The 983-nt window shown below is 71.6% G+C and carries 1 protein-coding gene; it reads left to right on the forward strand.

Annotation, left to right across the window (positions count from 1 at the left end):
• Positions 1-80: 80 nt before the first annotated feature.
• The coding region (locus tag IEY93_RS37420) for a Gfo/Idh/MocA family protein (protein ID WP_229691820.1) at positions 81-983 on the forward strand (903 nt) is incomplete at its 3' end.

The following is a 983-nucleotide window of genomic DNA, read 5'->3' on the forward strand; positions in this document are numbered from 1 at the left end:
GTGCCGCAGTCGGTGACGCTGACCTCCGAGACCGTGACCAAGGAGAACGCGCAGGCCTACCTGCCGCTCGGATTCGAGTCATGAGGCCGGTCGCCGGGGTCGGCATGGTCGGATACGCCTTCATGGGCCGCACGCACTCCCAGGCGTGGCGCAGCGTGGACGCGTTCTTCGACCTGCCGCTCAAGCCCGCCATGGTCGCGCTGGCCGGCCGGTCGGCAGAGGCGACCGCACAGGCCGCCGAGAAGCTCGGCTGGGCCCACGTGGAGACCGACTGGAAGCGCCTCATCGCCCGGGACGACGTGCAGATCGTGGACATCTGCACCCCGGGTGACTCGCACGCCGAGATCGCCATCGCCGCGCTGGAAGCCGGCAAGCACGTGATCTGCGAGAAGCCGCTGGCCAACACGGTCGCCGAGGCCGAGGCCATGGTCGCCGCGGCCCGGGCCGCCGCCGAGCGGGGCGTCGTGGCGATGGTGGCCTTCAACTACCGCCGCGTCCCCGCCGTCGCCCTGGCCCGCCAGTGGGTCGCCGAGGGCCGGATCGGCACCGTCCGGCACGTGCGGGCGGTGTACCTGCAGGACTGGATCGTGGATCCGGAGTTCCCGCTGGTGTGGCGGCTGCAGAAGGACAAGGCGGGGTCGGGCTCGCTGGGCGACATCGGCGCCCACATCATCGACACCGCCGAGTTCATCACGGGTGAGCGGCTGACCGGGGTGTCGGCGATCACCGAGACCTTCGTCAAGGAGCGCCCGCTGGCGGCCGGCTCCGCCGGGCTCTCGGCCGGCGGTGGTGAGGGGCGCGGCGAGGTCACCGTGGACGACGCCGCGCTGTTCATCGGCCGGCTCAGCGGTGGCGGGCTGGCCTCCTTCGAGGCCACCCGGTTCGCGAGCGGGCGCAAGAACGCGCTGCGCATCGAGATCAACGGGTCGCTGGGCAGCCTGTCCTTCGACTTCGAGGCGATGAACGAGCTGTGGTTCCACGAC

It is taken from the genome of Sphaerisporangium melleum (genome assembly GCF_014646695.1).
Classification (GTDB): Bacteria; Actinomycetota; Actinomycetes; order Streptosporangiales; family Streptosporangiaceae; genus Sphaerisporangium; species Sphaerisporangium melleum.